11 protein-coding genes and 3 pseudogenes are annotated in these 18,815 nt (G+C 45.8%); 1 reads left to right on the top strand and 13 read right to left on the bottom strand.

Going from position 1 to position 18,815, the window contains the following annotated elements:
* Window positions 1-347: 347 nt before the first annotated feature.
* The 11 genes and pseudogenes from H6G86_RS32815 to H6G86_RS32865 all read right to left on the bottom strand — a co-directional run.
* Window positions 348-754: pseudogene (locus tag H6G86_RS32815) on the bottom strand (ISAs1 family transposase); the annotation flags it as partial.
* A gap of 144 nt (window positions 755-898) precedes the next feature.
* Window positions 899-1,810: an IS982 family transposase gene (locus H6G86_RS32820; protein ID WP_190937830.1), complete on the bottom strand. Its 912-nt coding sequence runs from the start codon at window positions 1,808-1,810 to the stop codon at window positions 899-901.
* A gap of 284 nt (window positions 1,811-2,094) precedes the next feature.
* A complete protein-coding gene (locus H6G86_RS40070) occupies window positions 2,095-2,289 on the bottom strand; it encodes a reverse transcriptase domain-containing protein (RefSeq protein WP_190937831.1) in 195 nt (64 codons plus the stop codon).
* Window positions 2,231-2,476, bottom strand: a pseudogene (locus tag H6G86_RS38275) (response regulator transcription factor); the annotation flags it as partial. The gene H6G86_RS40070 and the pseudogene H6G86_RS38275, both read right to left, overlap by 59 nt.
* 842 nt (window positions 2,477-3,318) lie before the next feature.
* The gene (locus H6G86_RS32835; RefSeq protein WP_190937833.1) at window positions 3,319-3,948 is read right to left on the bottom strand and encodes a response regulator; all 630 of its coding nucleotides are present in this window, start codon (window positions 3,946-3,948) and stop codon (window positions 3,319-3,321) included.
* A gap of 6 nt (window positions 3,949-3,954) precedes the next feature.
* The gene (locus tag H6G86_RS32840; RefSeq protein WP_190937834.1) at window positions 3,955-6,216 is read right to left on the bottom strand and encodes a CHASE2 domain-containing protein; all 2,262 of its coding nucleotides are present in this window, start codon (window positions 6,214-6,216) and stop codon (window positions 3,955-3,957) included.
* 16 nt (window positions 6,217-6,232) lie between these two features.
* Window positions 6,233-7,012, bottom strand: coding sequence for a DUF928 domain-containing protein (locus H6G86_RS32845; RefSeq protein ID WP_190937835.1), 780 nt, complete (start codon window positions 7,010-7,012; stop codon window positions 6,233-6,235).
* A 7-nt stretch (window positions 7,013-7,019) separates the two neighbouring features.
* The gene (locus H6G86_RS32850) at window positions 7,020-9,680 is read right to left on the bottom strand and encodes a CHAT domain-containing protein (RefSeq protein ID WP_190937836.1); all 2,661 of its coding nucleotides are present in this window, start codon (window positions 9,678-9,680) and stop codon (window positions 7,020-7,022) included.
* Between the two features lie 232 nt (window positions 9,681-9,912).
* On the bottom strand, window positions 9,913-13,266 hold the full coding sequence (locus H6G86_RS32855) for a two-partner secretion domain-containing protein (RefSeq protein ID WP_190937837.1): 3,354 nt from the start codon (window positions 13,264-13,266) through the stop codon (window positions 9,913-9,915).
* Window positions 13,267-13,897: 631 nt separating this feature from the next.
* Window positions 13,898-15,316 (bottom strand): IS110 family RNA-guided transposase, encoded by a 1,419-nt coding sequence (locus H6G86_RS32860; RefSeq protein WP_190937838.1) that lies wholly within the window; start codon window positions 15,314-15,316, stop codon window positions 13,898-13,900.
* Between the two features lie 518 nt (window positions 15,317-15,834).
* Complete coding sequence (locus H6G86_RS32865; RefSeq protein ID WP_190937839.1) at window positions 15,835-15,978, bottom strand: hypothetical protein; 144 nt, start codon at window positions 15,976-15,978, stop codon at window positions 15,835-15,837.
* Between the two features lie 95 nt (window positions 15,979-16,073).
* On the opposite strand from H6G86_RS32865, the pseudogene H6G86_RS40260 reads away from it, so the two are divergent.
* Window positions 16,074-16,257, top strand: a pseudogene (locus tag H6G86_RS40260) (hypothetical protein); the annotation flags it as partial.
* 259 nt (window positions 16,258-16,516) lie between these two features.
* On the opposite strand, the gene tehA reads toward H6G86_RS40260, so the two are convergent.
* Window positions 16,517-17,494 (bottom strand): dicarboxylate transporter/tellurite-resistance protein TehA, encoded by a 978-nt coding sequence (gene tehA, locus H6G86_RS32870; protein ID WP_190937840.1) that lies wholly within the window; start codon window positions 17,492-17,494, stop codon window positions 16,517-16,519.
* 243 nt (window positions 17,495-17,737) lie between these two features.
* Window positions 17,738-18,685, bottom strand: coding sequence for a class I fructose-bisphosphate aldolase (locus H6G86_RS32875; protein ID WP_190937841.1), 948 nt, complete (start codon window positions 18,683-18,685; stop codon window positions 17,738-17,740).
* Window positions 18,686-18,815 lie beyond the last annotated feature (130 nt).

An 18,815-nucleotide genomic window follows, 5' to 3' on the forward strand; every position in this document is an offset into this window, starting at 1 on the left:
TCAGTGACATCGAATCATACCTCAAGCGATCGCTTTTTAGATCCTAAATAACTCTTGATGGAGCCAACTTATTTGTTAAGCAATATTTCGCCAGCAGTATCAAAAGTTGCCAAGAACCACATTATCCTTTAAGTGACAATTTCGCCAGCAGTATCAAAAGTTGCCAAGAACCATTTTATGTTTCAAGTCACATTAAGAACCAACGACGAAATCAGGATTTATCGTTTGATTTACTTTCCAAGTCTTAGTGCGATCGCTAAAATATTTGTCAATAAGCAGAGCTTAATGAGATTATTTTTGAGACTATTGAGAATAGACTAGTTTTATTGACATGATGCGGCCACCCTGGCCCAGGCGCTTACCATTACAATTGCGCTTTGGTCACTACTACTATCATTTGAACCACGCAAAGTTAACAATCAATTGCAACCACTTCGCCAGAAGTTATGTTCTGTATTGATTTCATCCAATCCAGAAAACATGACTGAAACTGTTGAGGATTGATTTGTGCAAATACTCGCGCAAAAGTATCGTGTGACGGAATGCCATTCGGGAGTTCTAAAAATGTTTTTAACCAGTCATACTTCGCACATCCGTATGTCTCGATTCCCACCCATCCATCTGCCCCACAAATCACCGCACATACGGCAATGGTCATGATATCGATTAACTTGTGTCTTTTAGTACGATCTATGCGTGGATCTTCTATTACACCAAAGTGGTCAGCAATCGTGATTTTGGGATTGAGCTTCATTCAACTATAATTTGGTTCTTCTTGTTTAACGCAAAGAATAAATCTACTACAAAAACGAACCCGTATTGCTTGGCAGCTGACGGCTGCCACAAACTCACCTCCCTACAACGATTATTATTCTTATTCAACGTGAGTTCGACGGAACTAAAAAATGGCAGGAGGTAGTGCAGGCAAATCTTTTGGGTAAATATCAATCGAAGGTTTTTTAGGCAAATAAGTATAAGCAACTAAACCAGCCATCAAATTAACCAAAAAGTTAAATGGACTACGATGACGAGAGTGTTCTATTTGGCACATATTTTTGAGATGGTCATTGACCGACTCAATCACCGCCCGTTTGCGTAAAAGAATTTTATCAATGAGTTTCACTAAACGGTTTTTCATCTTCTTCTTGGATTTAGTGATTAACTCCAAACCTCGCTCATATAACTCCTCAAATAATTTTTGTGAAATATATCCTCGGTCTCCAAACAGTTTACCAATTAAATCCTTAGTCATATCTGGAACTGGTTTGCGGTCATCAACATTTGCAGGAGTTAATTTAAATGCCAGCAATTCTCCTTGGTCATTAATTATCAAATGAAGTTTAAATCCGAAATGCCAGCCTACGGAATTCTTGCCCCATTTCACCAAACCTTTAAATACTTTATGTGCATGAGCGCGGCAATTATGGCAAACATTGATTGGAGTCGAATCAATAAAACTAATTCCCGTAATTTCTCCCGTTCTTGTATGCAAAAAACAACACAACAGCATCAAACACCAAGGCATAAGTTCCACAAATCTGGTATAGCTCACCAAGTTGGGAAACGCTCTACGCCAGCTTTGTAGTACGTGCAACGTGTAGAACTCCTTGAAAGTCTTATAACCACTACCGTGAAATGCGATCGCAATTGTCATCACCTCTGATAAATGCATTTTTGATTTGCTGCGGCGCTCTCCCTTTGTAGATGGTAACTGTGGCACTTGTTGCCACAAGTTCTCCCACTGGTTGCAAAAATCATCTACGTCACAGAAGATTTGTACGATATCGAGGCGAGATACAATGGTAGACATAGCCGAGACCCTCATTTTTCTTAGATATTTTTAGTCTCGGCGTTTTTTTGTGCCTTTTTTGCTCATTCTCAATTAATCTTAGCGATCGCACTTCGCCTGCCCAGTTAAGCAAATTCCTATCTAGCAAGCTTTTTGGGCTTTTCTATCCGTCGAACTCACGTTTATTCAGTTTTGTACCTAATTTTCTGAAAGCCCTGTGTGGTATAGTGTTGGGAAATTAAACCTTGATTATCGATCTTTGATATTTAGATGCGTTCGCCCTACTTCATAGTCTTTTTAATTTGTCAATACTCTCTACTCGACCGACGCTCTAAACCTCTTTGTTTGAGCCAGGTTTTTAGGGTTTCAACCACTCGTTCGGCATCTTCTTTTGACTCACAGAATGCTGCGAAATCGTCCGCATATTCAATCCAAGTTGATTTAGTGAACAAGACCAGAGCGGAGTGCCCGAATAGCTGCCTGGGTACGATCGCCAGCACAGAGCTTCTTCAAAATATTTCGGACGTGGGTCTTTACTGTACCTGTGCTGATATATAGCTTTTCACCAATTAGGGAATTACTATATCCATCAACAATCAATCGCAACACCTCTAACTCACGCTCAGTCAATGGTTCAATCTCAATGATTTGCCTGTATTCTGGCTCAATCGCTCGAATGTTAACGGTTTCTGAGCGTTCGCAGTCCATCGTCTTATTAGAACTGATAACTTCTGCTTGATTGGGATAGAGATGTTGAAGTAATTCAACAACTTCTAGTGCAACAGCCGTGAAAGCGTGATTGATAGAAGAATTATCAGAATCATCAACTTGACTTAACACGTTTAGATGCTTGAAATCATGCTTAAGTAGAAATAGGATCGATGTCATAATTCTGTCCTCATCAAAATATGAATTGGTTACTGAATTAAATAATTTGTAATTCGTAATTACACTTATTGAAGTAATAAAAATTACTGTTAGTTATACTGATTTTATAAACGGTATTAAATTTTATCGAAAAGGTCGCTGTGTTTGCATGAGTTCAATATAGGCAATTGACTCTCACTTGTCGTCCACTCAGAGTTTACACTTCTTCTCAACAAAGCGATTGATGAAGCAATCCATCTCAAAATGGCAGCTTGGCTCTAACTAAAGTTGGTATCCAAGTTTGAACTAAAGTACAACTTACAAACTGATGCAGTCATGCTAATCCTTGGTGGATCTGGAGGTAGAGGTTTTGATCAATCTTAAGTTTGAGGCTTTGAGCAATCCTAAGTTGGTGGTATTCAGAAGGCAGAAGTACGAAGGCAGAAGGCAGAAGGGAACCCACGTTTTTAAACGTGGGATTGAAGCAATGACGCAATGCAAGTCGCGCTACGCGTCGACGCTCGATGACTCGCTAACGCTGCGCTATCGATACAATTCTTTTTTTAAACTGGGCTTTAGACCCTGAAACTTTAGTTTTTATTAATACTCCTTTCCTTCTGCCTTCTGCCTTCTGCCTCCTGCCCTCTGCCTTTCTTGTAAGCTTATACGGTGGTAAGCCCTCGTTTTAGGGCAATAATGGTCGCTTGGGTGCGGTCTTTAGCCCCCAACTTACTTAAAATTCGGTTGACAAACGATTTGACGGTGCTTTCAGTAATCGTTAAGGCAACACTAATTTCTAAATTGCTCATGCCTTGAGCAACTAATAGCAGGACTTCTAATTCGCGATCGGTCAATTCTGGATTGTTCATGCGCTGCACTAATTTAGCACCAACATGGGGTGGAATATATTGCTGACCGGCGTGAACAGTGCGAATCGCGCTTCGTAGTTCACTGGGTTTAGAATCTTTGAGCAAGTAACCTTTTGCTCCCGCTCGTAACCCTCGATAAATATCCTCATCGCCATCGTAGGTAGTTAATACAATGATGCGCGCTGTGTTAAATTCAGTGCAAAGCGCCATAATTGCTTCAACACCTCCCATTTCAGGCATTCGCAAATCCATCAAGGTGATATCTGGTTGCTCTTTGCGAAACAACTCGATCGCCTCAATTCCATTTTGTGCTTGACCAACCACCGTCATATCCGATTCTTCATCAATGATGGCAATTAATCCTTGTTGGACGATGGCATGGTCATCTACGATCAGAATGCGAATGATGTTTGTTTGATTCACGGCTGCTTACTCCCGATTGACAACGACAACAATTTCTGTACCTTGACCCGGATGGCTTTGGATGACTAATTCACCGCCAATTTGCTCTACCCGTTCACTCATACCCAATAACCCAAAGCCTTTATTGACAGAGACTTGATCAATAGTAAATCCCTGTCCATTGTCTTTAATTCGTAACAAACACTGAGACTCCTCACAAATTAATTCAACGTTAATTTGAGTGGCGTGAGCATATTTAATGGCATTAGTTAATGCTTCTTGTCCAATCCGTAGTAAATGATTTTCCACATTGGGTGGCAAAGGATAGGTAGCACCAATGATTTCACAGGTGAGCTGGGTATTCGTAGATAATTTCATTTGATTAGTTAAGCGTTTAAGAGCATCAAATAAGTTGCCCTCTTCCAATAGTTTGGGTCGCAGTGCCGTCACCGATCGCCGTGCTTCAGCCAGTCCTGTACGCGCCAATTCATCTACAGTTTCCAGGTGTGCTTCTGCCTTATCTGGTTTTTTGATGATGAGTTCCATTGCGGCTCCAATATGCAGCAGAATGCCCGTAAAAGCCTGTGCCAGAATATCGTGTATTTCCCGCGCCATTCGGTTGCGCTCATCCAGAAGGGAAGCTTCTTCAGCACGTTTGCGATCGCTGATGTCTTGTCCAATGCCCACAAATAGACGATTGGCAAGTTGAACATTTGCCCAAGCAGTGTTTACAAAGCGATCGTCTTTTGTTCTAATTTTTAAATCTAACCAGGTGCCAGTAGCGGCTAACATGTGGTCTAAAATTTGCTGTCGCTGTTCTGAATCAGAACTACATTCAGCAACTAGATCAATATTATGCAAATCGGTAGCTGACCAACCCAAAATTTGCTCAAACTGATGATTGACAAACTCAACACGCCCCGTTACATCGTAAAGCGTAATCATCACCGGAATATGATCCACGATCGTCTGGAGAAGCTGTTTTTGCTGGCTTAAAGTCTCTTGTGCCTGTTTTCGTTCAACAATCTCTTGCTCTAGTTTCAGGGTTCGCTCTTCCACCTTTTGTTCTAACGTGTGAGCGTACTCCTTGAGATTTTCCCACAGCAGATAGCTATTGCTGGTAATGGCAGATCCTACAAGAGCCAGCAGAGGTGGCACGATGATCACCCACCAACCCAGTAGAAAGAAACCGTAAGCTCCACCGCAAAGAGCGATGCTCAACAGGACAATTTTCAATCCGGTTTGTCGCGGTGATGAAGCTGTCGAGCCGATGACAGCTCCAATGGTTGACCAAACAACGATCCACAGGCATTCCATCGGTTCTGACCAGGTGTGCAGTATAGATCGTCCATCTAATGCCGCGCTCAACAGTTGGCTGGTTAACAGCGCGTGAACTTCAACACCAGCGGGTACGGCAGTAGAGTCGGTGGTGTAGGACGTAAAAAACTTGTCTTTCAGGCTTTCTGCCGTTACCCCAATCAGGACGATCCGGTCACGCACCAAATCGCGTGGCAATCGTCCCTGCAAAACATCCGTGAGTGCGATCGTGCGAAACCCATACCGGAATTTGGGAAAATTTGACAAAATCTGATATCCGCCTGCATCCATCCCTAAATAACCACCATCATTGGGCTGCAATGGCGTAAAAATGGCTCGACCCAATCGAAACTTCGTCTGCTTAGGGTTAAGAGGTTGACGGTAAATACCTTGTTTGTCAAGGTAAAAGAATGCCAGACGTGCGCCCAGCGTAAAGATTGATCGATTGTCCTGAGTTCTTAAATACAGCAGGCTGCGGCGCACCCGACCATCTTTATCCAACAGCAGATCACTGGCGCTGACTTGATCACGCTGTTTTAAGAGTGTTGGGGCTGGAACAACTTCACCGTTCGCCGCTTTAATCACGTTCTCAATCCCAATTAAGTTGGGCGTAGTGGTAAAGACCTTCGTTAAGGCTTGATGACCGGGTTCTACAGGTAAATCTCGAAAGATGTCTAATCCAATGACTCTCGGTTGCTGTTGTTTGATGGATGAAATGAGTTCAGCCAGCACCGCATCAGACATAGGCCATTGTCCAAGCTGCTTAATATCTGACTCATCAATTGTCACAAGGACAATCCGCGAATCAACTGGTTCAGAAGGACGCAAACGAAACATCTGGTCCAGCGCGATTAACTCCATTAATTGAAGTGCGCCAGTTAACCGTAAAACCAGCAAACTCCCAGCAATGCTGGGGACTGTGATCAAGACCCCACTCCATCGCAAAATTTGCTGTTTCAGTGTTGTCCACATAAGTTAAGGCGATCGCTCAACGCGGGTTTTCTTTCTCTAAGTTGGTATTAATCATGGTATTGACTCCCCCTGATTGCAACAGTTTACGCCAAGCGGTGTTGATACTTGGGTCATTCATTTGGCTGCGCTTCAACTGATACAGAACGGTAAGAGCATCGTACCAGATATCTGCTTTCTGATAGAGTGCCACCTGTTGTTTGAGTGATGCTTGCTGAATTTGACGTAAGCGAGCGGAGTCGAATTCAATGCGTTGAACCATACCTGTGACAAAGCGATCCTCCAGGCGATCATTTGGATTGCAAATGATGGCAAACGACCAGGTATAGGGCTGACCTATAGTTAAAGGCGGTGTTTGGGTTGGCAGGGTGAGGTTGATCAGGTTGGGAGTGTTGGTCAAAGCAACCGTGGTGCGATAAATCCCGCGACTCTCTCGACTGCGGAGGCTAAATTCTGCATTCTTCGCGCTGGTTTTTGGCACGTAGATGAGAAACGTAGGGCGTTCTGATAAGGTGAAGCCTGGTTTAGTTGTGGGGCTGAGGGCAGTCAGCAACGGGCTACTTGTTGCCGCTTCCGTATCTTGAGGGCAGTTGGATGGATTGCGCCGTCCCCCTGCCGATGATCTATCTGGATTTGTGGGTGGCGGTGGTGGATTACTCTGGGCGAGTTGGATGGTAGATTGATTCGCAAAGAAAAATTGGGACGGGGTTGGCGAAGCAATACCGGGCGTGATCGCCAGTTCTAACGTCAGAACAATGCCAATGGGCAGATGATACAGCAGAGTTTTGAGGTTAGACATAACGTTTTTATAACCAATTTCCTAAAAGAACAAACGGTGCCCAGTAGTAAGGCGAGGTGTAATCGTCTTGATGCAACAAGGCGATCTGAGCGCGACGCAATGCCTCGGCTTTCGTCACTCCGGGCTTTCTTAACTGACGATAAAACTCAATCATCAAAGAAGCTGTGGAGCGATCGCCCACAGACCACAAGGAAGCGATGGTACTGCGCGCTCCCGATCTCACTGCCACACCTGCCATCCCTAGAGCTGCGCGGCGATCGCCGGTTGCCGTTTTGCAGGCACTGAGAACTAGCAATTCGATTGGGTTGAGTTTTCCTTCTCTAGAACGGAGCAGTCGATCCAATTGTCTAACGTTAATGCGTCCATCCCAAGTCAAGATGAAGGTGTTGTCTGCATTCGAGCTAAACTCACCGTGTGTTGCCAGGTGAACGATGGGTGACAGCTTAGAATCAATCGTTTTTTCAAACGAGCCATTTGTGAATGATTGATCTAGCAACACTTGGGCTGGAATTTCTGATTTAATTTGATCAATTTCGACTGCAACATTGGGCAATGCCGCAAATCCTCCCCGCGCTTGCGTCAACCCCGCTAATAATCCTTGAAACCGTTGACGCTCCAGTGGTTGGGTTTGAAGCAATTCTAGACCGGGAGTTAGCACGATGCTATATTTTTCAATCAAATACTGCTGACCATCGTGCAGGGCTGCCATTGGCAAACTACGCAGCAATCCATCAGGCACAAATACCAGCGTTTTGATCTCACTTGTGGCAAGTTCAGTCGCGAACGGACGCAGGAGCAAATTATAGACCTGTTGGGTACTAGGCAACCAATCTTCCACAAAGGCAGTAGGTCTAAAGGATTGGCGCATCTGTGTCAAAATGCGTTCTGCTTCCAGTTGAGGAAGGGGCGTTTTGTAATATCGCAAAGGCTGATTGGGCAATGCCAGAATCACCGCCAACTGACTGGGCAGAATGATTGGATAGATCACCGCCGCATGAGGATCAATCTGGTCAATTTTTACCGGATGGGTATTGGTGCAGGCTTCTCGGAAGAAGTTGTCAAGTTCTGCCAACTGGAGTGCTTCAATCGTCTCGCGTGCCTGTTTCAGGTTTTCCTGGCTGGGTGCATCACCGTCAGACTGCAACAGCAGTTCCACAAATTGTCGATAGACAGGTTCGACACTTTCTCGGAATGAAAACTGCACATCCTGGTTTACCGCAACCAGGTCACTACGGAGGGATTGCAGCAGTTTGACCGCTTCGGCATAGGCGATCGTTGCATTGTGCAGATTTCCAATGGCAGGGCAGGGCTGTTTACCTTGACAAAAAATCCGTCCCAGCTGCCACTGCCACTGATAGGCAATGTCGGGGGCATCAATGGATTGAGCTAGACTCAGTGCTTGTTGGGTTAGGGTTTTAGCATCGTTCCATTGATCGGTTGTTTCATACAAACTACCCAAAGCGCCAAGGGCATAGGATTCAGCACGAGAATCACCTGAAGAACGAATTTGTTGAATTGCGATCGCCAGTTCCTGAGCTGAGGTTTTGAGCCATTGAGCCACGAATTTGGAAGTAGATGAGGCGGATGGATTACTGGTTGAAAGTCTGAAATGTTTATCCGTTTCATCTGTTTTATCATCCGTTGCCAACTTGATCAGGCTTCGAGCTAAACTGATGCGGGTATATGCCGCCAGACGACCAGGCGGTAACTGGGCAAGCTGGGATTGAATTTGTGTAAATAGACGTTGAGCCTCTGCTGGTCGAGCGCTGTCAATTAGCAAACTTAACTGGGCAAGTTGAATCTGAGTTTTTGCGGTCAGGGAGGGAGCAATGACGATGGCTTTTTGATAAAAATCCAGGGCAGTATCTGTGTTTCCCTGAGCGCGGGTTGTGTTACCCAGACTCAAGAGAATGCCGCTCTGCTCGGATGCCGATTGCGGTGTATCGTCTTGCAGTTTCTGGGCGATCGCTAGACTCTGCTCCAAAACAGTCCGAGATTGAGCCAGGTTGCCCGCTAACCTCAAAAGCTTACCCAGATTTCGCAACCCTGTCACCTTCAAAGGACTATCAGGCTGATTTTGCAGCGACTGTTCTACTTGTGTCAAAAGATTGGCTGCTCGTTTGTAAAGTCCGTCTGCTTGTAAGGCTCTGGCTTGATTAATCTGGCTACCGAGAATGCCAGTGATGTCGCCTGCTTTGCGATAGGCAGCGATCGCCGCTTGCCAGGTTTCAAACGCCTCGGATGCTTGACCATGAGCGAGCTGTAACTCTCCTTGGATAGTCAACACTTGGGCAAGCACGGAAGCAGTCTCTGAATTGGCTGCCGAGTTTTGAGCGGTTAATAGCGAGATAGCTTGCTTGATCTTCCCTTCAGCTTGTGTCTGCTGTCCCAGATCATTAAACGCAATGGCAATAAAGCTGAATACCAGCCCCTGATTGAGACGATCGCCGCTAGTCTCGTAACGAGCGGCTGCCTGTTGCCAGAGGGCGATCGCATCTGAAAGTTGCCCTGCCCGATAGCGATCTTCTGCCTGCTGCACAAGCTGGGCTGGTGGAATTGTAGAATACTGAGGAGACTGGGATATAATTTCTACTAATTGTCCTTGATTTTCTACCTTGCGGTCATGAGTGTCATCTAGGGCAACCGTAAGACCAGCATGAAGGCTCATTGCGATGAAAAACCCTACCAGAGCAAATCGAAAAGATTGTAGCCACCCCCGATTTAATAAGAGGCGCTGCACTTTAGACAATCCCTGATTGATTTGCCTGTTCTTGTGTCCTCTATTCATCGCAGGTATAAAGCTCTCTAGTACTTGCGTAAACAGATGTCTGTTTGTGACATCACAACTAACATTATTGCAGGTTTTGTTCAATCAAGCTAGGGAAGATAAGTAAGTTTACTTACTTAAGCTGTTTGCTGCTTTCCCCCCGTGAACAGACTCCTGACCATTTCAACCGATTCTGCACCGTTGGGTCAGGAGTGCTGGCAACCAGGGAGATTTCTCCAGTAGGAGTTATCAGCCATCCGGTAGCTTCGATGATGCGGGTGTGGGGAAGTGGAGGAGAATTAGGAAGTGAAGCAGTTTCCGTGTTTCCTTGTCCTCCCCCATCTACTTGCTGATTTGCAACCAGACTGCGCCGATCCTGCCAGTTGGCATCATCATCTAATTGCTGTTCCGGTGTGGGTGGCAAGCCTCCGCGACCGCTGATCACAAAAGAATTCCCTTGATTGGCAGGACACCCTTGAGCAATCAAACCAGAACGATCTACAAAGTCAGTGGGCAACGCGACTAATCCAGAAGTTGGGTCAATGCCTGCGGTGTTCACATTGGTCGTGCCATTCAGCGTAGAGGTCGCACCCGTTGCAGTGATATCACTCAAAGGGGTGGAAACCAAACTGGGCTGAATACCAAAGATTGAAAAGGCATTGATGCGAACATTACCACCGCGAAAGTCTTCAGAGTTGGCGCTGATGTTGCTATCTTCATTCGGCACCGCCACCAAAAAGCGCGTATCGATCCCAATGTTGCCGCCAGGAATGTTGGCTCCAGTAGCATTCGTTGTAATGTTGCTGCCATTGCGTAAGAGAATCAGGGGCGATCGCAAATTAATATTTCCTCCACCCCCCGATGTGTCGGCTCGAATTCTACCCTGATTATTGAGGAAAATGCGATCGGCATCCACGAACAAGTTGCCTGCACTGCCAGTCCCCGAACTACTGACGGTGACTTCTGCCTGGTTCTGGATATTGAGGTTGCGAGTGCGGAGATTCAAGTTTCCACCATTGCCGCTGCCACCTGTGCCAGCGGCAATCACCGAACCGTTGCCTGTGAGTGTGATTGAGTCGGGAGCGGTGATCGTCAACTCGCCCCCTCGACCACTGCTGGAGGTAGAGGCAGAAATCTGTGCCCCATCCTGTAAGTTCACCCGCACACTTTGCTCGTTGCCTCGTGGTTGAATCGTCAAGTTACCAGCATTTCCTGCACTGGTGGTTCCGACGAATAAACGACTGGTTGCCCCTGATAACTGTAGGTCAGGAGTATTAATCGTGATGTCACCAGCACGACCATTGCCAGAGGTGTTGGTAATTAGTTGCGCCCCTTGTTGAACGGTTAATTGCCCGGTAGTGATTTGGATCTCGCCTCCGCGCCCTGCTGAGAACGGCTCGGTATTGGCGAATAAGCCACTAGCAGGACCGGTTTCGGTGATGGCGTTGGCAACATATGGCTCGACAGGATTGGGAAATCTGGCAAGACGAGCAGCGTAATTCGGGTCGCTGCCTGCAATCATGATCTGCTCTCCTGCATCGATCGTGATATTGCCAGCTTGTCCCTGCCCAAAGGTGGCGGTAATTAGTTGTCCACCGTTGACTGCTTCAAAGGTGCGATTAGCATTGATCGTGATGTCCCCCCCCTGTCCATCGCCTCGACTGCGGGCGCTCAAGGCAGCCCCGTCTGCAATCCGAAAGGTCTGAGTATTAATGGTAATATCGCCTGCATTGCCAGGGGTATCGCTACTGGTAAACAAGCCACTAGGCAAGCCACTAGTTGGAACGCTGCCAGAGATATCGACTCTATCAGCCCGGATGTCGATATTGCCTGCGTCTCCCTGTCCTTGAGTACTGGCTTTGATAAGACCACCATCTTGTAGGACTAAAGACCCCGCTCTGATACGAAGGTTTGCACCTGACCCAATTCCGTCTGGCTGCACTCCCAAGGTTATCCTGGTAGATTCTCCCGTGTTAGAAGTTGTTCCGCCGAGCAACAAGATGGTGCCACTGATATCTAGATTAATATCTCCTCCCCGTCCGCGCCCGCTCGGCTCTACATCCCCAATTAATGCGGCATTTGATCTCAAAACGAGCTGTTGGGCTTGAATGTTAATGCCACCAGCCCTGCCTACGCCTTCAGTTTTTACAGTGTTAAATATTGCAGTCGGGAATACATCAGCATTCTCTCCATCTAGAACAACCGTATCGCGAGCATTAATATTTACACTGCCGGCATTTCCCTGCCCATTTGTGCTGGACGACAGTTGAGTGCTTTTGAGCGAAAGTGTCTCTGCCGTGATAGTGACCCCACGAGCATTACCGACACCCGTTGGATCTACGACGTTAAATATACCACTACTATTTTCAAAGGAGACGCGATCGCGGGCGTTAATCGTCACGCTACCTGTATCTCCCTGTCCATAAGTTCTGGAGATCAGATAAGCGCCTCCTGTAACCACCAGTGAACCTGTTGTGATGTTAATGTTACCCGCATTACCCACACCTCTAGGACGCACATCGTTACGAAGTCGGGCACCGTCGGCTAGATTTATAGTCTCTGTTGCATCTAGTCGAAGATCCCCCGCTTGAGCGCCAGTAAAACCTGACCCATCGCTGATGCCGACCCGAAGACTACTTCCCTGGTTCACAGTCAAGTTTCGCGCTGTGACAGTAATACTGCCGCCACCCCCGGCAAAAACTTCTACCCAAGCGCTGTTGTTGAGCGAAACATCTGCTCGCGCTACCCCATCGGGAAAAAGCAATTGCCAGTCACCCTCTGTTCTATTCAGATCCACGCTTCCTTGCCCCGCAACAGCACCCAATTCCACATGACTGCCCGGACTCACAATTCGCCCTCCTTCTAACCGGACATCGCCACCGACGAGCAACAGGCTCTGTCCTGCTGGCACTTGCAGCCCAGTTCTGTTGTTTGCTGTCGATCGATTCACGATCGGTTGAGGCGCAAGTTGGTTAAAGAACAAGGCATTGGGATTAATAGTGAGCAACTGGCTGGGTAACGGTTGCGTCGCATCGCTGCTGAACACTTCACTATTGGGAAAGCCGATCGCGTTCGCAGTTGTCGCCACAAAGGAACCGCCAAGATTGAGTGACGCATTCGGACCAAACAAAATCCCATTGGGGTTGAGTAGAAACAGGTTTGCCGTCCCGTTCGCTCGAATTAAGCCATCAATGTTTGAGTTTGACCCACCCGTGACGCGACTGAAAATATTCTGTACATCAACCGCATTGTTGAAGTAGGCAGACCCGTCCATAGGAATCGAAAACTGGCTAAAGCTATGGAACAGATTGCTGCCCCGCCTTACCCCACCATCAATTTGAACGTTGGGGTTGCCAGAAACTTGCGATCGCTCTCCCGCAGGTAGCGTCGCATCGGGAATCACCTGAGCTGCGCTCGACTGGGCAAAAAGCAATCCACTCAAGATACTGCCCGTCAAAACCCAGGCTTTTAAGTGCGATCGGTTCATCCTGCTACCCTCATGCCGTTGTTGTCATTTGAATCATAATGTGAGAAAAATTTTTAAATTGGAAAAAATTTAACGAAAATTCAGGCTTTCGTATGACTTAAAGGAAAAGTTAGCCGTAATGGCAAGCTTATACTGGGAGCAATGCGGTTTTGTGAGATGACCCCACCTTGAGAGCGATCGCTAATCAAATCTTACGTATGCAATGAATATTTAATACAACAATCTAAATAATATTTTTTAGAAGACACCTCAGTTTCGGAATTAATCACAACATCGACTCCCGATTGCTGCACTGAGTTGCGATCGCTATCCCGTCGTACTTTTCCCAGTACCCGCAATCCCTTCCACTTGGCAATCTGTGTCGCTGCACTGCCTACCCTCCTGTTGTACCAATGACAAGCAAAGTTTCGCCCGCTTGTGCTTGGGCAGCTTCCATAACACACAGCCAAGCGGTCACATAAGTTACCCCAACCGAGGCAGCTTCCTCCATACTCAAGATTCTCGGTTTTGGTCGAACCGCAGCGATCGGCAACAACAGAAATTCAGCTTGCAGTATGCAGAACGATATAGCTTCTAATCACTCAAGATTTTGACGTTACCCCTCTCTCTGAAGAAACACTTTGCATAAGGCTTATGTAGCAAGGGTTGGAGAAGATGGAGTATTTTGTGGAGCTTGAGAAATGGGGACAAGTTCAAGACCAAGAGTATGAGCTTTGTTCCTGAGATTTCTGAGAATTTGTTCTTGGTATTTCTGCTCGTAGTAGTCCATACCAGGGTCGGTATATTGTGCAGCAGTCGCCCACATTTGGTAAAACAAGCGTGCCAATTTGTGGGCAGTAGCTGTGATGGCTTTTGGGGCACCCAAGCGCGATCGCAAGCGCCGATAAAAAGCTCCCATTGCAGATCGACTTTGAGTCAAAGAAAATGCAGCCATGCGAAAAGCATTTGCTGCACGGTTGACAACTCGACGAGTTTGGAAGCTTTTGACTTTACCGCCAGTAATTTTTTGACCTGGACATAAACCTAACCAAGAGCAAAAGTGCTTAACAGTTGGAAACCGTTCATGGTCTAATCCAACTTCTGACAAGATGGTTTGTACAGCTAAAACATCAAGACCATCTATCAGGGTAAAATCTATGCCTGTGATCTGGTAAAGATATTGACGTAAATCAAAATTTGAATTATTACCTATTGGCTTTTTTCTGCGTTTTCTTTTACTTGGAGGCGGTTCGTCTTTTACCTTAATTTCAAAAGATGCTAAACATTTTTCAATTTCAGTGTCGATACTAGTAATTTCTTGCTGATAAACCTCATAAAGGCTTAGTTCTTGCTTCAAGACAAATATATGTTCACTGCGATAGTCTCCAGTTAAAGCTTTCGCAATCTCTACTGTACTGCTCTTAATTCGAGGGTCTTTCAGTTTAGATAATACTTGTGGGTCTCGCTCACCAGCCACAATTGACCGAATAATCGCCATCCCGGTTAAACCAGTAACATCACTAATGACTTTATGTAAGTGTAAATTCATCTGGATCAGTGCTTTTTGCATCCTTTGCACATGAATACCAGCACTTTTTATTAAGCATTCTCGTTGACGAATATAACTGCGTAAGACGCAAACTTGGTCTTCTGGGCGGAAAGAGCCAGATAATAAGCCATAAGTATGTAATTGCTGCAACCACTGACAGTCTTTAACATCTGTTTTGCGTCCTGGTACTGTTTTGAAATGGTGAGCATTTACCAGTTTGACTTCAAATCCTCTTGCTTCCAAGATTTGAAATACTGGAATCCAATATACCCCGGTTGCCTCCATTGCTACAGTTGTCACCCCACATTGAGTCAACCAATCTACCATTGCAATTAAATCAGGGGTAAAACATCCAAAGCGTCGCACATTTTTCTCGTCTTTATCTGGAGGAACACATACCCAATGTTCTGCGCTACCCAAGTCAATACCCGCTGCATTTTCATTTATCTGATCTAAATGTGTAGCTCCAGATTTTTCAAGTTTTTTTGCTTGGCTGCTAGACTTATTTGGTGGCAATTTCATTTTCGCACCGCAATATGATGATTAAAATATGTCCTGACCTGGGTTGGTTATATGTAGATAATCTCTGAAACGGGATAGGAAAAATACTCCTTCACCAATGACATAACCATTCAACCCAGAACCATGCTTTCAATCAGGCTTTTTTAATCACACTATTGTGGGTACGGTTTTAACTGTCAGGACACTTATAAATGTATCTGGTATTGAGCCCATACTCACTGTTTTTTTCATCCATAACGGGTGGCGCGCCGCTAGTGAGGTGCTTCTAAAGTGGATGATACTTTTTCCACAGGGACAGGCTGGTTATCCCCTTGAAGGAGTGGCAATTTCATGGCTGCAACTCTCATATGGTTATTACGGATATGTCCTGACCTGGGCATGTACTCATAGATAATCTTTCAAACGGGATAGGAAACGCAAGTCCTTCACCAATGTCATCGCCATAAAGCCCCAGAACCATCCTCCTAATCAGGCTCAACACACTATTGTGGGTTCGGTTTTAACTGTCAGGATAATTATTAATATACTCGTTCATTAGTCGCCTCAAAATAGTTTCTTTCATTCATAGCGGGTGGCAGTTCCGCCTGTGCAGTTGCTCCTAAGAAAACAGAATGGTTTCTTTCATCCATAGTGGGCAATCGCTCATGAACAGCTTCTGTCACTCTCCAGCGTTAGCAAGTAGTAACTAAGTGAAATTATCCAGAAGCATAACAGGGTTTAAATTGATTCATTTCACTAATTAAAATCAAATTGGAACTTTATTAAGCAACATACTCGACATTACATCCAAAACAGTTTTTAGTGAGATAACAAGTGATTTACCTAAATTGATTCATGCTTGTAGTTTGCCAAGTTTTTTGCTAAAACTTCAAGTATTTATTTTGGCATTTACTCTCCAAAAAGCATTGATTCAATCAGTTAATTTTAATACATTAAAATGATTTAATGCTCTGACCTTAGCTTGACTCTAATTTCCGGTAGCCCATAACACCACCGCCAATTTCTCATGTCCATTTGTTTAAATCAATGGTCACGAAGTATTCAGAATTTTATAACCCACAACTTGGGTTATCTAGTTGCGATCGGATTTCTACAGGAATATCAATTCGAGTTGAGTAAACGAACGATTTAGTGTCATTTTGCTTAGTTGTTGCAGCCATAAGTTTTACTTCCAATATGTTCTGGAAAAATGAATGATCGTTAGCTTAGTAATTTGCCCCGCAGCAAGAGCCGCACTGTCCCTAGAGCAATACTGCCGATCGCAATATTTGCGCCAATGAATAGCAGTAGTGCCAATTCTTGCATCACTCCAGTCATGCCGCGTTCAACAAGGCGCAAGGATGCCAGCGACAGGGCAGCAATGCCGAGGGTAAATGCCCAGTAGGAAGCTGTAAAGGGTTGTTGAAACAACCACGGTAGCAGCCGCAGTAAAATCAGCCCTTGCAACAGTCCATAGCCGAAGAGGAACTGAGCAAAGGCATCGGGCTGACCACTGGTGATACTCAAATAAGCAACACAGCCAACAGCAGGGGGGGCAAGTTGAATGCCCAGCGTTGGACGTAGTGGTTTAGGCAACGCTTCTAACAAGTAGAGGCGCTGCATAATCATCGACTCCAGTGCTAGCCATGAAAACAGCCCTCCTCCAAAAAACAACGGGCCCCATTCTCGATAACCGAGGGTACTAGCAACGATCGTACTGACAAAACTACCCGCGACTGTAGAGAGGTAGAGAATGGGTGTAATTATTTCTGGCTTACGTCCTCCCATCCATAGCTGACCGGAGCGATACACGCCAAAGCTTAACTGACCAATTGCACCGACAACAAATAATGTAATGGCGATCGCACGAGAGTAGGGTGCGATCGCCAGCGCTACAAACATCGTAGACACAGGCACTAACCCAATAAAGCAACACAAAACAGGATGCTCAAATTCAGCTAAGGCATCTGCTCTCGCCCACAGCCATTTGCCGACATAAAGCAGCAACAACACCAGCCAGATTGCAATTGTCAGCAGCATAATTGCTTCGCCAATCCAGGTAGGCAAGTGCCAAAGTTTAGCAGCTACTCGCCAGCAACTACCTAATCCTGCCAAACCCAGAATCATGCCAAAAAAGGAAGCAGGAATGATGGCACGATAATTTTTCAATAGGGTAGGCTTTGGACGTGATTTTCTCATGATCTAGCTTTCCTGGCAGCAGTAGAGAGATGCAAGCGATGAAAAAAGTCAGGCATATTGGGTGGGGAAGATTGCTTCAAGGTGAGAAATCCGGGTGTAAGCTAAAAATCTTTTAATTTGCATCCTCCAAAAAATAAATCTCTTGTGGGGTGGGCATCTTGCCCGCCCTAGTTGGGCAAATTAAATGCGCGACAGCTTAATAGAGACAACAAACCCAATTTTTAGGCTGTTTTGATAGACAAATTAGGTCAGTGCAGGAGTGCGAATGGTCTCAGACTGTTCACTGTAAATATCCATGATTGTGTTGAGCAATCGCAGTGCATCTGGCTTGGAACGCTGGAAAGAATTGCGTCCGATAATCGAACCAAATCCATGTCCGGCATGAATAGCACGAACTTCATTGAGGAAAGCATCATCACTGTCGATCGGCCCACCCGAAAAAATCACAATCCGCCGTCCGTTAAAGGCACATTGCACCACATGATGCACTCGTTGAGATAATGTTGCGATCGGAATTTGCTCTTGCTCATACACCTTGCGGGCTGCATCCTGTTCAACGTGTTCGCTAGGCAGTTTCACTTTGATGATGTGAGCGCCCAATTGAGCCGCAATCTGAGCTGCATAGCCAATCACATCGATCGCTGTCTCACCGACTTTACTTAAACCCGATCCCCGCGCATAAGACCAAATCATCACGACCAATCCATGCCGCTTTGCTACCTCGGCACAGGCTCGAATCTGCTGATACATTTCAAACCGATGTGCTGAACCTGGGTAAATAGTGAAGCCGATCCCCACGCATCCTAATCTCAGCGCATCCTCCACGCTGCCAGTGAGTGCTTGTGTTGGGTCTGACTCAGCTAGTAACACATCGTGATCATTGGCTTTCAGAATTAGGGGAATTTCACCTGCAAATTCTCGCGCTCCCGCTTCCAAAAATCCTAACGGTGCGGCATAGGCATTGCATCCTGCTGCGATTGCTAACTCAAAATGATAGCGAGGATCATAGGCTGGTGGATTGGGCGCAAAACTGCTAGCTGGCCCATGCTCAAAGCCTTGATCCACAGGCAGCATAACGACTTTGCCAGTTCCAGCTAGTTTGCCATGATTCAGCAACCGGGCTAAATTAGTCAGCGTTCCGGGATTGTCGCTGCCATACCAACTGAGAATTTCTTTTACTCGATGAGTCATTGTGTTTCTCCTAAAATTATTGTTTGGTAAAACTTCTTTCCTTTAGGCTTACGACATATCTATTGAGACGATCGCAAAAAGTTCAGCCGGATGAACCGAGCTTTCAACTTGAGACTGAGGTGCAGTGGCG

This window comes from Nostoc sp. FACHB-133, from assembly GCF_014698055.1.
Lineage (GTDB): Bacteria > Cyanobacteriota > Cyanobacteriia > Cyanobacteriales > Nostocaceae > Nostoc.